The organism is Caballeronia sp. A2-2, assembly GCF_057612605.2.
On sequence record NZ_CM172587.1, the window covers coordinates 1792525 to 1807911 of the forward strand.

The window sequence follows — 15387 nt, forward strand, 5'->3', positions numbered from 1 at the left end:
GCTGAAGATTGCATAGCAAATGCGGTGCCGGTGCCTGGCGGGCGAAGCGGGAACCCGCTCGTCGCGAAAATGCACTCGGGATGAAACAAACGAATTTGACGTGCGGACGGCGAACCGGGTGAGGGCTGCCGCGGGTGGGCCGCGACGTCGGAAAAACCAAAGCTGAGACGAAAAAGGCCGGCGTGCTGCTAGAGAACCGACGCGCCTCTTTGTATGAAAACTGTCACTGCCGGGTGGTGCTCATTCAGAGCGACACACGTAAATGAGGGTGAGTTGCAGTTGATAACGACCAAGATAATAACACGATCGCAGACGATCTGCAAACGACGCTATCGACAATGCGCTTCGATAGCCGCGCAAACCCTTGCTGCGTATAGGATTAACCCTAAGTTCGAGGACAACAAAAAACCGGCGCGCAGCCGGTTTTTTGTGACAAATCTGACGCCGATTTCAGCTTTGCGGCGGCACGTAACCAGTCGCCGTATCTGCGCCTTCGCCGAAGAAATACTTCTCCGTCTGCTTGAGAAGGTACTGACGCGCGCGCGGGTCCGCCATGTTCAGCCGGTTCTCGTTGATGAGCATGGTTTGCTGCTTGAGCCAGCCTTGCCACGCTTCCTTGGAAATCGTTTCGTAGATGCGCTTGCCAAGTTCGCCCGGCAGTGGCGGAAATTCCAGACCTTCGGCTTCCTTGCCGAGCTTCGCGCATTGAACCATTCGTGCCATCGTGTCTTTCTCCTGTATCGGGGTAGCGGGGCGCGCGGAACGACACGCGCGCGTCCGGGAATCGGGTCAAAGCTGCTTCATCAGCACGAGCGATTTACGTTGCCAGTTGTAGAGGCGGCGCCGGTCTTCCGGCAGATCGTCCACGGTCACCTTGACGAAGCCGCGCTTCAGGAACCAGTGTTCGGTGCGCGTGGTGAGCACGAAGATGCGCGTGAGACCGCGCGCGCGGGCGCGTTGCTCGATGCGCTTCAACAGACGCTCGCCATCGCCCGAACCTTGTGCTTCGGGCGCGACCGTCAGGCACGCCATCTCACCAATGCGCTCCTGCGTGTACGGATACAGCGCCGCGCAGCCGAACAGCACGCCATCGTGCTCGATCACCGAGAAATGGTCGATGTCGCGCTCGATCTGGTGACGCCCGCGCCGCACGAGCGTGCCGTCGCTTTCCAGCGGTTCGATCAGCGTGAGAATGCCGCCGACGTCATCCGGCGTGGCTTCGCGCAGGCTTTCGAGGTTCTCGTACGAGATCATCGTGCCGACGCCATCGTGCAGAAACAGTTCGAGCAGCACGCTGCCATCGAGCAGATACGGAATGATGTGACCGCGCGCCACGCCGCCACGGCATGCGCGAATGGTGTGCTTCAGGTAGAACGCCGTGTCGCCCTGAAGCTCGCCGCTTTCTTGCAGACGGTAAGCGTCGTCGAGCGACATTTCGCGAATGAGTTCGCCTTCGGTATCGACCAGACCGGGAATTTCCGTCACGAAGATGATCTTGTCGGCGCGCAACGCGATGGCGGCGGCGGACGCGACATCTTCCATCGACAGATTGAACGCTTCGCCGGTGGGCGAGAAGCCGAGCGAGGACAGCAGCACGAGTTTGTTCGAGGCAAGCGACTGGCGGATCGAATCGCCGTCGATCTTGCGCACGACGCCCGTGTGCTGGAAATCGACGCCATCTAGAATGCCGACCGGCCGCGCCGTCACGAAGTTGCCCGACACCACGCTGATATGCGCGTGCGCCATCGGCGTGTTCGGCAAGCCCTGGCTGATGGCGGCTTCGATATCGAGGCGCACTTCGCCGGCGGCTTCTTTCGCGGATTCGAGCGCGCGCGCATCCGTAATGCGCAAGCCATGCGAAAACGACGATTCGACGCCATGCAGGCTCAATTGCTCGTCGAGCTGCGGACGCGAACCATGCACCAATACGACGTGAATGCCCATGGCATGCAGCAAACCGATGTCCTGCACGAGCGCATTCAGCCGGCCTTCCTGCACCATTTCGCCGCCGAACGCCACGACGAAGGTTTTATCCTTGAACGCGTGAATATAGGGCGCGACGGAGCGCATCCAGTCGACGAACTGGGCGTGCGGATTCGGCGCCTCGGGCTCGCTCGGAGGAGGCTGCGAGACCGCGTTGGACGCGAGGCTGAGGTCGGTTTGCGAATTCATGGCGGGATTATAATGCGATGCTATGCCGAATGTTTCCCGACCTTCACGTCCCGAACGTGCCAACGATGCGGGCAAGTCCCCGTCAGCCGATAAATCCCTCGATCCTTTGGAGCAATTGCGACAGTTGCGTGAAAACTTGCGGCGTGAGCAAGGGGAGCGCACGGGTGAGGCGGGGGATGAAGTGCTGAGTAAGAAGGAATTGGCGGCGCGGCGGTTTGCGGGTGGGGCGGGTTCTGTGACGAAAGAGCAGGAGCCGGTTAAGGCACACGTCGAAGCGATGCCGCGAGATGCGAAGCCTCAGCGCGCTTCTCGAAACGAATCGCCGAAACCTGCTCCGATACAGAAGCAGACGAATGCGCCGCGCGAAAGCGATGGCAAGTCCGAGCGCGCGCCGCGTGAAATGCATCGTGATTCGGAGACAACGCGCGCCGCGACGCCGCCTGCGCAGCCGCGCAAGGCGGAAACGCGCGCTACATCGCTATCCGCGCAGCCACGCAACCCGGAAGCACGCACGGCGACGCCACCCGCACAGCAACGAAAGCCGGAAGCGCATGCTGCGACGCCATCCGCACAGCAACGCGAGCCGGAAGCACGCGCAACGACGCCATCCGCGCAGCCACGCAACCCGGAAGCACGCGCAGCGACACCGCCCACGCAGCAACGCAAGCCGGAAGTGCACGCAGCGACGCCAAGCACGCAGCAACAAAAGCTGGAAGCGCACGCAGCGACACCGCCCACGCGGCAACGCAACGCGGAAGCACGCGCAACGACGCCATCCGCGCAGCAACGCAAGCCGGAAGCACGTGCAACGACGCCACCCGCACAGCAACGCAATCCGAACGCACGCGCCGCGACGCCGCCCACGAAGCAACAGAACCCGCAAGCACGCGCCACGACGCCGCCCACGCAACCACGCAATCCGCAGCCTCGCGAAGCACGCGGGCCGCGCGAACCCAGCCAGGAACGCGCAGGACCTCAAACGCCCCGCGACGCACACGCACCGCGCCCAACCCGCGCCCCGCGCATCGTCACGCCGAACCCGATCCCGCCGATCACCTTCCCCGAAGCGCTGCCGGTCTCCGGCCGCCGTGAGGAAATCGCGCGCGCCATCGCGTCGAACCAGGTCGTGATCGTCAGCGGCGAAACCGGCTCTGGCAAGACCACCCAGCTCCCGAAAATCTGCCTCACGCTCGGACGCGGTTTAGGCGCAGGCGGCAGCGGTCTGATCGGCCACACGCAGCCGCGCCGGATCGCGGCATCCGCGACGGGCAAGCGCATCGCGGAGGAACTCGGCACGCCGTTTGGCGAAGTCGTCGGCTACAAGGTGCGCTTCACCGACAATCTCGCGCCGGGTGCATCCGTCAAGCTGATGACGGACGGCATCCTGCTCGCCGAAACGCAGACCGACCCGCTGCTCAAGGCGTACGACACGATCATCATCGACGAGGCGCACGAGCGCAGCCTCAACATCGACTTTCTGCTTGGCTATCTGAAGGAAATCCTGCCGCGCCGGCCGGATCTCAAGCTGATCGTCACCTCCGCGACCATCGATGCCGAACGCTTCGCGCGTCACTTCGGCACCGACGAAAAACCCGCGCCGGTGATCGAGGTGAGCGGCCGTTTGTATCCGGTCGAAATGCGCTACCGCCCGATCGAGGAAGCGAGCGAAGCGATAAAAAACGCGCAAGGCACCGCGCCGAAACGCGGCGACCGCAAGAGCGACCGCGACCTGATGGAAGCCATCGTCGATGCCGCCGACGAACTCTGCCGCGAAGGCCCCGGCGACGTGCTCGTGTTCCTCCCCGGCGAGCGCGAAATCCGCGATGCGGCCGAAGCGCTGCGCAAGCATCATCCGCCGCACACGGAAATCTTGCCGCTGTTCGCGCGGCTCTCGGCGCAGGAACAAGAGCGCGTGTTCCGGCCGTCGAATGCGCGGCGGATCGTGCTGGCGACCAACGTGGCGGAAACCTCGCTGACCGTGCCGGGCATCCGTTACGTGGTCGATGCAGGCACCGCGCGCGTGAAGCGCTATTCGTATCGCAACAAGGTCGAGCAGTTGCAGATCGAGCCGATTTCGCAGGCGGCGGCGAATCAGCGCGCGGGACGTTGCGGGCGCGTGGCCGACGGCATATGCATCCGGCTGTACGACGAAGCGGATTACCAGTTGCGTCCGCGCTTCACCGATCCGGAAATCCTGCGTTCGTCGCTGGCCGCTGTCATTTTGCGGATGAAGTCGCTCCATCTCACCGCGATCGAAACGTTCCCGTTCATCGAGCCGCCGCCGGGCCGCGCCATCGCGGACGGTTATCAACTGCTCAACGAACTCGGCGCCGTCGATGACGACAACGCGCTCACGCCGCTCGGCCGCGAACTCGCGCGCCTGCCGCTCGATCCGCGCGTCGGACGCATGATTCTGGCGGCGCGCGATCATCATGCGCTGAAGGAAGTGCTGATTATCGCGTCGGCGGTGTCGGTGCAGGACCCGCGCGACCGGCCTGTGGAAGCGCAGGAGCAGGCGGATCAGGCGCATCGGCAATTCGTCGATGAGCGTTCGGAATTTCTTCAGTGGACGCGCATCTGGAACTGGTTCGAAGAGGCCATCGCGCACAAGAAATCGAACAAGCAACTGACCGATGCGTGCCGCGCCAACTTCCTCTCGCATCTGCGCCTGCGCGAATGGCGCGATGTGCATTCGCAATTGCTCACGGTCGTGCGTGAGCATGGCTGGCGCATCAACGAATCCGATGCGACGTTCGAGCAGGTGCATCTGTCGCTCTTGACGGGTTTGCTCGGCAATGTCGGTCTCAAGGCCGACGACGAGCCGCATTATCTCGGCGCACGCGGCATCAAGTTTCATTTGTGGCCGGGTTCGGCGCTGCTGAAAAAAGCAGGGCGCTGGGTGATGGCGGGCGAACTCGTCGAGACGAGCCGTTTGTATGCGCGGACCATCGCGAAGATCGAGCCGGAATGGCTGGAAACGGTGGGCGCGCATCTGCTGAAAAAATCGCTCTCGGATGCGCATTGGGAAAAGAAGGCGGCGCAGGTCGTTTCGTACGAACGTGCGACGCTTTACGGCCTCACGGTGTACGCGCGCCGTCGTGTGAGCTTTGGTCAGCAGGATCCGAAGTACGCGCGCGAGCTTTTCATTCGCAGCGCGCTGGTGGAAGGCGAATTCGACACGCGCCTGCCGTTCTTCGCGCATAACCGCAAGCTGGTCGCGGACATCGAGCAGCTTGAGCACAAGTCGCGCCGTCAGGACGTGCTCGTGGACGACGAACTCATCCACGGCTTCTACGATTCGTTCGTGCCGGAAGGCATCTGGACGGGCGCGGCGTTCGAGCGCTGGTATCGCGACGAGCAGAAGAAAGCGGGCAACGACAAGCTGCTGTTTCTCTCGCGCGATGACCTCATGCGCCATGAAGCCGCGGGCGTCACGACCGATCTCTTCCCGAAGCGCATGACGATGTCGGGCATCGAGATGTCGCTGTCGTATCACTTCGAGCCGGGTTCGCCGCGCGATGGCGTGACGCTCGCGGTGCCGCTCTACGGCCTGAATCAGATCGATGCGCGCCGCGTCGAATGGGTCGTGCCGGGCATGATCAAGGAAAAGACGCAACTGCTGCTCAAGTCGCTGCCGCAGAAGTTGCGCCGTCACGTGGTGCCGCTGCCGGATTACGCGGCGGGTTTCGCCGAGCGTCACGCGGGGCCGAAGTTCGGCGCGGGCATGCTGATCGATACGATCATCGCCGATATTCGCGAGCAGACGCAGATCGCCGTGAAAAGCGCGGATTTCAAGCTGGAAACGCTGCCCGCGCATCTGTTCATGAACTTCAAGGTGATCGACGAACACGGCCGTCAACTCGCGATGGGCCGCAATCTCGCGCAGTTGCGCGCGGAACTCGGCTCTCAGGCGCAACAGCATTTTCAGAAGCTCACGGCCACCGCCGCGTTCGATGCGTTGTCGGGCGAAACCAGCGTCGCGCCGCAAGCGCTGCCCGCTACGGGCGAGGGCGTCGCGCTGTACGAAAACCTGACGACGTGGAATTTCGGCAAGCTCCCCGAATTGCTGGAAATTCGTCGTCGCGGGCAAACGCTGTTCGGCTATCCGGCGCTGGTCGATCGCACCACGCATTGCGATGTCGAAGTATTCGATTCGCCCGAGGAAGCGGCGCGGATTCATCGCGCGGGATTGCGGCGCTTGTTCGCCTTGCAATTGCGCGAGCCGATCCGCTATCTGGAGCGCAACCTCCCCGGACTGCGCGAAATGTCGATGCAATACATGCCGCTCGGCACCGCCGACGAACTGCGCGATCAGATCGTGGATACCGCGCTGGATCGCGCGTGCCTGCAAGACCCGCTGCCCGACGACGACGCCACCTTCCACGCTCGCCGCGATGCCGCGAAAGGGCGGCTCACGCTGCTCGCGCAGGAAATCGCGCGCCTGGTCGGCGCGATTCTCGCCGAATACGCGGCCGTCACGAAAAAACTCGCGCAGGCGAAGGGTTTCGCGTCCGCCCACGCGGATATGCAAGCACAACTGAACGCGCTCGTCGGCAAGCGCTTCGTGATCGACACGCCTTACACGCAGATGACGCATTTCCCGCGCTATCTGAAGGGCATCGGCCTGCGCATCGACAAGCTCAAGGCCGATCCGGCTCGCGATGCGCGTCTCATGGCCGACATGCTGCCGCTCGCGCAGCATTACCAGCGCGCACTCTCGCAGCGCGGCGGCGTCGCGGATGCGCGGCTCGCAGAATATCGCTGGCTGCTCGAAGAACTGCGCGTGTCGCTGTACGCCCAGGAATTGCGCACGCCCATGCCGGTTTCGATCAAGCGGCTGCAAAAAGTCTGGGAATCGATGCAACGCTGATGACTTCGCGCGGCCCACGGTCGCGCGAAGTGGTATTTCTTGCGCTGATTCAAAGCATTGCGCGGAAAAAAGCCATGCGTCAACGTCTTTGTCTACGCAAACGTTCTACAATGACGGCTGCTTCCCACACGTCCTGTTCATGCGCAATAGTCTTCTTTCCAGCCGCGTCCGTGCGGCTGTCGCACGCGTCGCCATCGCTGCCGGCGCGGCGCTCGTCGCTACCGCTGCTTTCGCCAATAACATCATCGTGCTCAATTCGGCTGAAGCCACGCTGAGTCTGATCGATGAAAACACGCGTCAGGTCGTCGGCACCGTGCCGACCGGCAAGGAACCGCATCACTTGATGCCCACGCCGGATGCGTCCTCGCTGATCGTCGCGAATTCGGTGTCGAACAACCTCATGTTCGTCGATCCGAAAACGGGCACGGTACAGCGCTGGGTTCAGGATGTCGAAGATCCTTATCAGATCGGTTTTTCGCCGGACAAGAAGTGGTTCGTTTCCACCGGTTTGCGGCTGGATCGGCTGGATATCTACCGTTACGACGGCCATAACCTGACCATCGCCAAACGCCTGCCGCTCGGCAAGATGCCGAGTCATATCGCGTTCTCCAACGACAGTTCGACGGCGTTCATCTCCTTGCAAGTGTCGGGCGAAATCGCTGCCATTGATCTGGCGACGCAAACCGTCAAATGGAAGATGAAAGTGGGCGAAGTGCCCGCAGGCGTGTGGATGACGCCCGGCGACAAATACCTGCTCGTCGGGATGACGGGCGCGGATTATGTGGCCGTGCTCGACTGGCGCAACCAGAAGATCGTCAAGACCATTCCCACGGGCAAGGGCGCGCACAACTTCCGCTCGATGGTCGATGGCAAGCACGTGCTGGTGTCGAACCGCGTGGCGAACACCATCAGCATCATCGATGAAGACGCGCTCACGAACGTCGGCGATATCACGGGCCTCTTGCCGGGGCCGGACGACATGGAACTTTCCGCCGACAAGAAGACTCTGTGGGTGACGTTCCGCTTCGCGAAGCACGTCGGCGTGATCGATCTGCCGAACCGCAAGCTCGTGCAGACCATCAAGGTGGGACGCTCGCCGCACGGCATCTATTTTTATGACCGCGCGCCGGTGACGTCGCCGAACGGCGCGTAAGGTCGAAGCGGGAAGTCGGGGCGCGTTTTCGCGCTCTGTACTAGGATTGAAAACGTAGTCACGCAAGGGCTAAGGTTTCAGGAACGACGGAGCACCATGTTTCATTCCATTCTTTCGTCTCTCGACAGCTTCGTATCGGCAGTGCAAACGCTGCTCTACGTGGACGTGGTCCAGCCGTTCCTGTTCAAGACCGGCATGATGGACTATGACGAAGACACCTACGATGCCCTCTATTGGGTGATCGTCGGTGTCATGGAAGTGCTCGCCATGTACGCGGTGCTGCGTCCGCTCGAAGCCTTCCGTCCGGCGGAACAATGGGAAAACCGGCGCGGCGTGCGCATCGACGTGCTTTATACGTGGATCGTCAAGCTCGGCATCCTGAACCTGTTTTTCTTCTTCACCTTCCAGCCGCTGTTCGATTCGATGCAAAGCTGGCTGCGCCTTCAAAACGTGCCGAGCCTCGATATCGACAATATCTGGCCAGGTGTGACCACGCAACCGATCGTCACGTTCGTCATCTATCTGATCGTGCTGGACTTCGCGGGTTACTGGTATCACCGGCTGGAGCATCGCATCGGGATTTGGTGGGAGTTGCACGCGGTGCATCACAGCCAGCAGAAAATGTCGCTCTGGTCCGACGACCGCAATCACCTGCTCGACGACATTCTGCAAGCCAGCTTCTTCGCGAGCGTGGCGCTGGTGATCGGCGTGGAGCCGTCGCAGTTCGTGGTGCTGGTCGCCATCACCAATCTCATGCAGAGCGTGCAGCACGCGAATATCCGGCTGCATTTCGGCTGGCTGTTCGACCGGATCGTGGTGAGTCCGGCGTTTCACCGGCGGCATCATGCGATTGGCTTCGGGCACGAAGGCACGGCTTACGGCTGCAATTTCGGCGTGCTGTTCTCGTTCTGGGACATTCTCTTTCGTTCGGCGTCGTTCGACCGCACTGTCGAGCCGACCGGCATCCGCGATCAACTCGGCGCGCCGGGCGTGGCGCCGGTCCTCTATGGCGAAGGCTTCTTCGAGCAGCACTGGCTCGCCTTCAAACGCATCCGCGCGCGGCTCACGGCGCGTCGCGCAGGTTCGTCCGCGTCCGACGGTTCGGCTGCGCTCTGATTTTCTCTCTGCCGGCGCCCGCTCGTGGCGCTGGTTTATCCTGTCGTTTTCTCTTCTTTCGACGATTCACGCATGAATGATCTGTTGCGCTCGTTCGTGCGCGCGGTGGCGAACGTTTTTCATCCGCGCATGTTGTGGCTCACGCTCATGCCGTTCGCGGCGGCGACTATCGCCTGGGGCGCGGTGCTCTGGTTTTTCTGGCAGACGCTGACGGGCGCGGCGCGCAACTGGCTCGACGGCTGGGCGCTCACCGCCGCCATGTATCGTTTGTTCGATGCAGTGGGCTTTTCCGCATTGCATGCCGTGATCGCGCCGTTTCTGGTCGTGATCATGGCGGTGCCGCTGATCGTCGTGACCGTGCTCTTGCTGATCGCGACCTTATCGATGCCCGGCGTCATCGGTTTGCTCACGCGCAAGCCGCGCGGCCATTACGCCAGTCTCGAAGCGCGGCATGGCGGCTCGTGGTACGGCAGCCTCGGCCATTCCGTCATCACGACGCTCGTGTGTCTGGTATTGCTGGTCGTGACCTTGCCGCTGTGGCTGATTCCGCCGTTCTTCGCGCTGATCCCGCCGCTGCTTTGGGGCTGGCTCACGTACCGCGTGATGACCTACGACGCGCTCGCCGTGCATGCCAGCGTCGAAGAACGCCGTCTGATCGTGCGCGAGGCGCGCTGGCCGCTCTTGGGCATCGGCATCGTGAGCGGTTTGCTGAGTTCGGTGCCGACCATGCTGTGGGCGTGGTCCGTCTGGCTGCTGCCGTTGTTCCCGGTCGTCGCTGCCGCGACGATCTGGGCGTATGCATTCATCCTCATCTTTTCCGCGCTGTGGTTCGCGCACTATTGCCTGCACGCGCTCGAACGCCTGCGCGCGAACGAGCCGCAGTTTCCGGCGATCACGGCGCAGGGCCGCGACGTCACTCTGGAAAAATAACAAGGGGCAATCATGGGCATTGGCGTCATCATCATCGGCGACGAAATTCTGTCGGGCCGTCGCACGGACAAACATCTGCCGAAGATCATCGAATTGCTGGGCGCGCGCGGGCTGTCGCTCGACTGGGCGGAATATGTCGGCGACGATCCCGCGCGCATTACCGCGACGCTTACGCGCACGCTCGCCTCGGGCGATATCGTGTTCTCGACGGGCGGTATCGGCGCGACGCCGGACGATCACACGCGCCAGTGCGCGGCCAAGGCGCTCGGCGTGCCGCTGGAGTTGCACCCGGAAGCGGCGGAGCTGATTCGCGCGCGTATCCGCGAAACGGCGGAGCAGGCGGGCAAACCGGTGGAACTGGAGACGCCGGAGAATCTGCATCGGCTGAACATGGGGACGTTTCCGCAGGGCGCGCGCATCATCCCGAACAGTTACAACAAGATTCCGGGCTTTTCCGTCGGCGATCATCATTTCGTGCCGGGCTTTCCGGTCATGGCGTGGCCGATGATCGAATGGGTGCTCGACAATCACTACGCGCATTTGCATCACGCGACGCCGCACGCCGAGCGCTCGCTGCTCGTGTTCGGCTTGCCGGAATCGCGCATCACGCCGCTGATGATGCAGATCGAGCACGACTTCGAAGGCGTGCGCGCATTCAGCCTGCCGAGCGTCGGCGATGCGGCGCGTGGAGCGCTTTACGCGCGCTCGCATATCGATCTGGGCGTGAAGGGCGATCCGGCCAAGGTCGATAACGCGTTCGAGGTGCTGCGTACCGGCGTGCTGGATCTGGGCGGCGAAGTGGTGGAAGTGCCGCCGGAGGAAGCGTCGTGATTTTGCTTGAAGTAATCGCTACCACGGTGGCCGATGCGCGCACGGCGGAACGCGGCGGCGCGAACCGGCTGGAACTCGTCACGGCGATGGGCGAGGGCGGGTTGACGCCGAGCATCGGGCTGATCGAAGCCGTCGTGGATGCCGTGAGCATTCCGGTGAACGTGATCCTGCGTCCGCACAGCCGCTCGTTCGTCTACGATGCCGACGACTTAGCCGTGATTCTGCGCGATGCACGCGCCATCGCGGCGTCCGGCGCGAACGCGATCGTCTTCGGCGCGTTGCACGCGGATGCCACCATCGACACCGATGTTTTGGAACGCGTGATAGACGCCGCCGATGGTCTGCCGCTGACCTTCCATCGCGCCTTCGACGAGACACGCGATCTCGTCGAAGCGTTCGACACCTTGCAGCGTTTCGATGCCGTGACCAATGTGCTGACATCCGGCGGCAAGCCTTCCGTGCTCGAAGCACAACCGATGATCGCGGATCTGGTCAAGCGTTCGGCAGACCGACGCTGCACCGTGCTCGCAGGCGCAGGCTTCACCGTCGATGCCGTCGCGCCTTTCGTCGAGGCAACCGGCCTGAGCGCCGTTCACTTCGGCTCAGGCGTGCGCGTGGACGGCAAAGGCCTCGCGCCCGTCGATGAAGCGCGCGTCAGGCGCGTGCGGTCCTTGCTCGACACGTAGCAGCGTTCAGGCACCCGCCCAAGGCAAGCCCCGAAAGCACCACCCCGAAGCCGTCTTCCGATGCCCTTGGGCATCCTTGTCGCCTTCGAACCCTTCGAGCAGGTCATACGCCTTCGCAAACCCTTCCTTCTGCGCCGCCACCGCCGCGAGCTTCGAACGCGCGGCGCTGCGGCACAGAAACACGACCGGCGTATCCGGGGTGGCGATCTGTCGTAATTGTTGGATAAACTCGTCGTTCGGCACGGAGCCGGGGTAACGAATCCATTCGATGTGCGCGTACTGCGCGCCTTCGATGGCCGGACGTCCTACCCAGTCGAGTTCGGCGCGTGTGCGAACATCGACGAGACGCACGGTTGGATCGAGTTGCAGCAGTTCCAAACCCTCGGCGGGCGTGAAGGCGCCCGCGTAGGTCAGATTGTTTTCAGCGGCGCGGCTGGCCGCCTGGCGATACAGTTGTTCGAGCGTGCTCATGGCGCGTGGGTCTCCGTGGTCGGGGCCAAAAGTTCATTCTAGCGGAGCGGTTCGCGACGCCTGCCGCCACCGTTCACGACCGGATGAAATGCGCGACAATGGTGCAACACCGATTCATCGCACAAAAACAGTGCGCGAGCAGGTTGATGCAAGTGGTCACGCACCGAATTAGTGCGCGTCCCCGGGCCGGCAGTTTTTCACCCACCTTGCAACTGAAGTCGAATCACGGAAAAAACGCACGCTGCTTCAAGTGCTTAGCGCAAAGTTGGTGCGCTTGGCATGGAAGCTGCTTTTTGATCCTCGATTAGTCACGCTGGTCGAATTGGTCGAGGCGGCGAAGCAATTCGCCGACTTTTGTTAATCAGGAGATAGGTAATGAGTAAAACCGTGGCCGACGTCGTGCAACTCGTCAAGGACGAGGACGTCAAGTTCGTCGATTTCCGTTTCACCGACACGCGCGGCAAAGAACAACACGTTTCCGTGCCGGTCTCGGCATTTGACGAAGACAAGTTTGAAAGCGGCCACGCTTTCGACGGTTCCTCCATTGCCGGCTGGAAGGGCATCGAAGCGTCGGACATGCTGCTGGTGCCGGACCCGGATACCGCCTTCATCGACCCGTTCTATGAAGAATCCACGCTGGTTCTGACCTGCGACGTGGTCGAACCGTCCGATGGCAAAGGCTACGAGCGCGATCCGCGTTCGCTCGCCCGCCGCGCGGAAGCCTATCTGAAAAGCTCGGGCCTGGGCGACACCGCCTACTTCGGTCCGGAGCCGGAATTCTTCATCTTCGATTCGGTCCAGTGGAGCACGGATCAGTCGGGCTGCTTCGTGAAGATCGGCTCGGAAGAAGCGCCGTGGTCGTCGGCGAAGGAATTCGAAGGCGGCAACACGGGTCACCGTCCGGGCACGAAGGGCGGCTACTTCCCGGTCGCGCCGATCGACACGTTCCAGGACATGCGCTCGGAAATGTGTCTGTTGCTCGAACAGATCGGCATTCCGGTCGAAGTTCACCACCACGAAGTGGCGGGTCAAGGCCAGAACGAAATCGGCACGAAGTTCTCGACGCTGGTTCAGCGCGCGGACTGGCTGCAACAGACGAAGTACATCGTTCAGAACGTGGCGCACACCTATGGCAAGACGGCGACCTTCATGCCGAAGCCGATCGTGGGCGACAACGGCTCGGGCATGCACGTTCACCAGTCGATCTGGAAGGACGGTCAGAACCTGTTCGCGGGCAACGGCTACGCCGGTCTGTCGGAATTCGCGCTGTTCTACATCGGCGGCATCATCAAGCATGCACGCGCGCTGAACGCCATCACGAATCCGGGCACGAACTCGTACAAGCGCCTCGTGCCGCACTTCGAAGCGCCGGTGAAGCTGGCTTACTCGGCTCGCAACCGTTCGGCATCGATCCGTATTCCGCACGTGAGCAACCCGAAGGGCCGCCGTATCGAAACGCGCTTCCCGGATCCGCTCGCGAATCCGTACCTGTGCTTCTCCGCGCTGATGATGGCGGGTCTCGACGGCGTGCAGAACAAGATTCATCCGGGCGAAGCCGCGGACAAGAATCTGTACGACCTGCCGCCGGAAGAAGACGCGAAGATCCCGACCGTGTGCGCGGGCCTCGATCAGGCACTCGACGCGCTCGACGCGGATCGCGAGTTCCTGACCATCGGCGGTGTGTTCACGGACTCGATGCTCGACGCTTACATCGAACTGAAGACGCAGGAGTTGCAGCGTTATCGTCAGGCGGTGCATCCGGTCGAGTTCGAAATGTACTACTCGCTGTAATCGCATGACGTTCGCGCGTTTCGATCACGGCAGTTTGAAGAAGCGCGCGGCGCATGCCATGCGGTGAACAAGAAAAAGGGACGGCGCGCCGTCCCTTTTTTAATCGCCGCGCATTCCTGAATCGATAAAAAGATCGGTATCCGAACGACTTCATTGGTTGTCGATGGTGCTAAAGAATCTCATCAAGGCGCGCCGTGGCCACGCCGATTCATTGTCCGACGACACGCAGCTTGCCGCCACGGGACTGCTTGCGGGCTATGAATCGCTGCCGACGGTCGTGCTCGTGCTGGACATGCGCAATCTGAAGATCGCGTATGCGAACCCTTCGGCCGAATCGATGCTGGAGCGTTCGCGCAAGCAGCTTTCGCAGACGAACTGGCCGGAGCTTTTCGCCAACGCGGACGAACTCGCTTTGACGATTGCATCGATTGCCGAGAATCGCTTCAACGCGACGCGGCTCGACGCCACGCTCGACCGGCCGGGGCGCGAGGCCATTCACGTGCACGCGATCGTCGGCTATCTCGAAGCCGCGACGGATTACGTGCTGCTCGAACTGTTCGAGAACGAGCGCCATCTGCGCACGGACCGCGAGGAGCGCATCCACGATCTCACGGCCGTGAACAAGCAGTTGATCCGCAATCTCGCGCACGAAATCAAGAATCCGCTGGGCGGCATTCGCGGCGCGGCGCAGTTGCTCGAATTCGAACTGGGCGAGCGTGAACGCGACGAATTGCGCGAATACACGCAGGTCATCATCAAGGAGTCCGACCGTCTGCAAACGCTGGTGGACCGGTTGCTGGAGCCGCACCGGCATCCGCATATCGTGGGCGATGTGAATATCCACGAAGTCTGCGAGCGTGTGCGCGCCGTGATTCTCGCGGAGTTTCCGCGCGGCCTGCATATCGAACGCGATTACGACGTGAGCGTGCCCGACCTGCGCGGCGACAAGGAACAACTCATTCAGGCGCTGCTCAACATCGTGCGCAATGCGGCCGAGGCGCTCCGCGAACGCATCTCGCAGGGCGATGCCAAGATCGAACTGCGCACGCGCATCGCGCGGAAGGTGACGATCGGCAAACGACTGCACAAACTGGCATTGGACTTGCATATCACTGACAACGGTCCCGGCATTCCTCGGGAAATTCGCGACCGGATCTTTTTTCCGCTCGTGTCGGGCCGTGAAGACGGCAGCGGTCTGGGTCTCACGCTCGCGCAATCCTTCGTGCATCAGCACGATGGCCTGATCGAAGTGGAAAGCCGCCCTGGCTGCACCGAATTCGCGATCCTCCTGCCATTCGAGAGCTACACGGAGAAGTGAACTGAACCTGACTGCTGACGACACTACGAGGAACGTCACAGGCCGCCGT

At 62.2% G+C, this 15387-nt stretch carries 11 protein-coding genes; 8 read left to right on the forward strand and 3 right to left on the reverse strand.

The annotated features are described in order from the left end of the window. Positions 1-450 precede the first annotated feature (450 nt). Together ACZCWR_RS08530 and argA are read right to left on the reverse strand one after the other, a co-directional pair. Complete coding sequence (locus ACZCWR_RS08530) at positions 451-723, reverse strand: oxidative damage protection protein (RefSeq protein ID WP_487300340.1); 273 nt, start codon at positions 721-723, stop codon at positions 451-453. 66 nt (positions 724-789) lie between these two features. Further along, positions 790-2172: an amino-acid N-acetyltransferase gene (gene argA, locus ACZCWR_RS08535; RefSeq protein WP_487300341.1), complete on the reverse strand. Its 1383-nt coding sequence runs from the start codon at positions 2170-2172 to the stop codon at positions 790-792. 22 nt (positions 2173-2194) lie between these two features. Here argA and hrpA point away from each other — a divergent pair, with 22 nt between their 5' ends. The 6 genes from hrpA to ACZCWR_RS08565 all read left to right on the forward strand — a co-directional run bounded on the left by hrpA (position 2195) and on the right by ACZCWR_RS08565 (position 11758). After that, positions 2195-7042, forward strand: a complete 4848-nt coding sequence (gene hrpA / locus ACZCWR_RS08540) for an ATP-dependent RNA helicase HrpA (protein WP_487300342.1) — start codon at positions 2195-2197, stop codon at positions 7040-7042. 139 nt (positions 7043-7181) lie between these two features. Then, positions 7182-8195, forward strand: coding sequence for a YncE family protein (locus tag ACZCWR_RS08545; RefSeq protein WP_487300343.1), 1014 nt, complete (start codon positions 7182-7184; stop codon positions 8193-8195). 96 nt (positions 8196-8291) lie between these two features. Further along, positions 8292-9311 (forward strand): sterol desaturase family protein, encoded by a 1020-nt coding sequence (locus ACZCWR_RS08550; RefSeq protein ID WP_487300344.1) that lies wholly within the window; start codon positions 8292-8294, stop codon positions 9309-9311. A gap of 72 nt (positions 9312-9383) precedes the next feature. Then, a complete protein-coding gene (locus ACZCWR_RS08555; RefSeq protein WP_487300345.1) occupies positions 9384-10241 on the forward strand; it encodes an EI24 domain-containing protein in 858 nt (285 codons plus the stop codon). A 12-nt stretch (positions 10242-10253) separates the two neighbouring features. Then, complete coding sequence (locus ACZCWR_RS08560; protein ID WP_487300346.1) at positions 10254-11072, forward strand: competence/damage-inducible protein A; 819 nt, start codon at positions 10254-10256, stop codon at positions 11070-11072. Further along, positions 11069-11758: a copper homeostasis protein CutC gene (locus ACZCWR_RS08565; protein ID WP_487300347.1), complete on the forward strand. Its 690-nt coding sequence runs from the start codon at positions 11069-11071 to the stop codon at positions 11756-11758. Before ACZCWR_RS08560 ends, ACZCWR_RS08565 begins: the two co-directional genes overlap by 4 nt. A 6-nt stretch (positions 11759-11764) precedes the next feature. Here ACZCWR_RS08565 and ACZCWR_RS08570 read toward each other — a convergent pair whose 3' ends face one another. Further along, a complete protein-coding gene (locus tag ACZCWR_RS08570) occupies positions 11765-12229 on the reverse strand; it encodes a rhodanese-like domain-containing protein (protein ID WP_487300348.1) in 465 nt (154 codons plus the stop codon). A 375-nt stretch (positions 12230-12604) separates the two neighbouring features. On the opposite strand from ACZCWR_RS08570, the gene glnA reads away from it, so the two are divergent. Then, complete coding sequence (gene glnA / locus ACZCWR_RS08575) at positions 12605-14020, forward strand: type I glutamate--ammonia ligase (RefSeq protein ID WP_487300349.1); 1416 nt, start codon at positions 12605-12607, stop codon at positions 14018-14020. Positions 14021-14183: 163 nt separating this feature from the next. Next, entirely contained in the window at positions 14184-15338 is a 1155-nt protein-coding gene (gene glnL / locus ACZCWR_RS08580; protein WP_487303287.1) for a nitrogen regulation protein NR(II), read from the forward strand. The last annotated feature ends 49 nt before the right edge of the window (positions 15339-15387 follow it).

Coding starts and splice junctions, on each gene's coding strand:
- ACZCWR_RS08530 (WP_487300340.1), bottom strand. CDS start 723: ATGGCACGAATGGTTCAATGCGCGAAGCTCGGCAAGGAAGCCGAAGGT.
- ACZCWR_RS08560 (WP_487300346.1), top strand. CDS start 10,254: ATGGGCATTGGCGTCATCATCATCGGCGACGAAATTCTGTCGGGCCGT.
- ACZCWR_RS08555 (WP_487300345.1), top strand. CDS start 9,384: ATGAATGATCTGTTGCGCTCGTTCGTGCGCGCGGTGGCGAACGTTTTT.
- ACZCWR_RS08570 (WP_487300348.1), bottom strand. CDS start 12,229: ATGAGCACGCTCGAACAACTGTATCGCCAGGCGGCCAGCCGCGCCGCT.
- ACZCWR_RS08545 (WP_487300343.1), top strand. CDS start 7,182: ATGCGCAATAGTCTTCTTTCCAGCCGCGTCCGTGCGGCTGTCGCACGC.
- hrpA (WP_487300342.1), top strand. CDS start 2,195: ATGCCGAATGTTTCCCGACCTTCACGTCCCGAACGTGCCAACGATGCG.
- argA (WP_487300341.1), bottom strand. CDS start 2,172: ATGAATTCGCAAACCGACCTCAGCCTCGCGTCCAACGCGGTCTCGCAG.
- ACZCWR_RS08550 (WP_487300344.1), top strand. CDS start 8,292: ATGTTTCATTCCATTCTTTCGTCTCTCGACAGCTTCGTATCGGCAGTG.
- glnA (WP_487300349.1), top strand. CDS start 12,605: ATGAGTAAAACCGTGGCCGACGTCGTGCAACTCGTCAAGGACGAGGAC.
- glnL (WP_487303287.1), top strand. CDS start 14,184: ATGGTGCTAAAGAATCTCATCAAGGCGCGCCGTGGCCACGCCGATTCA.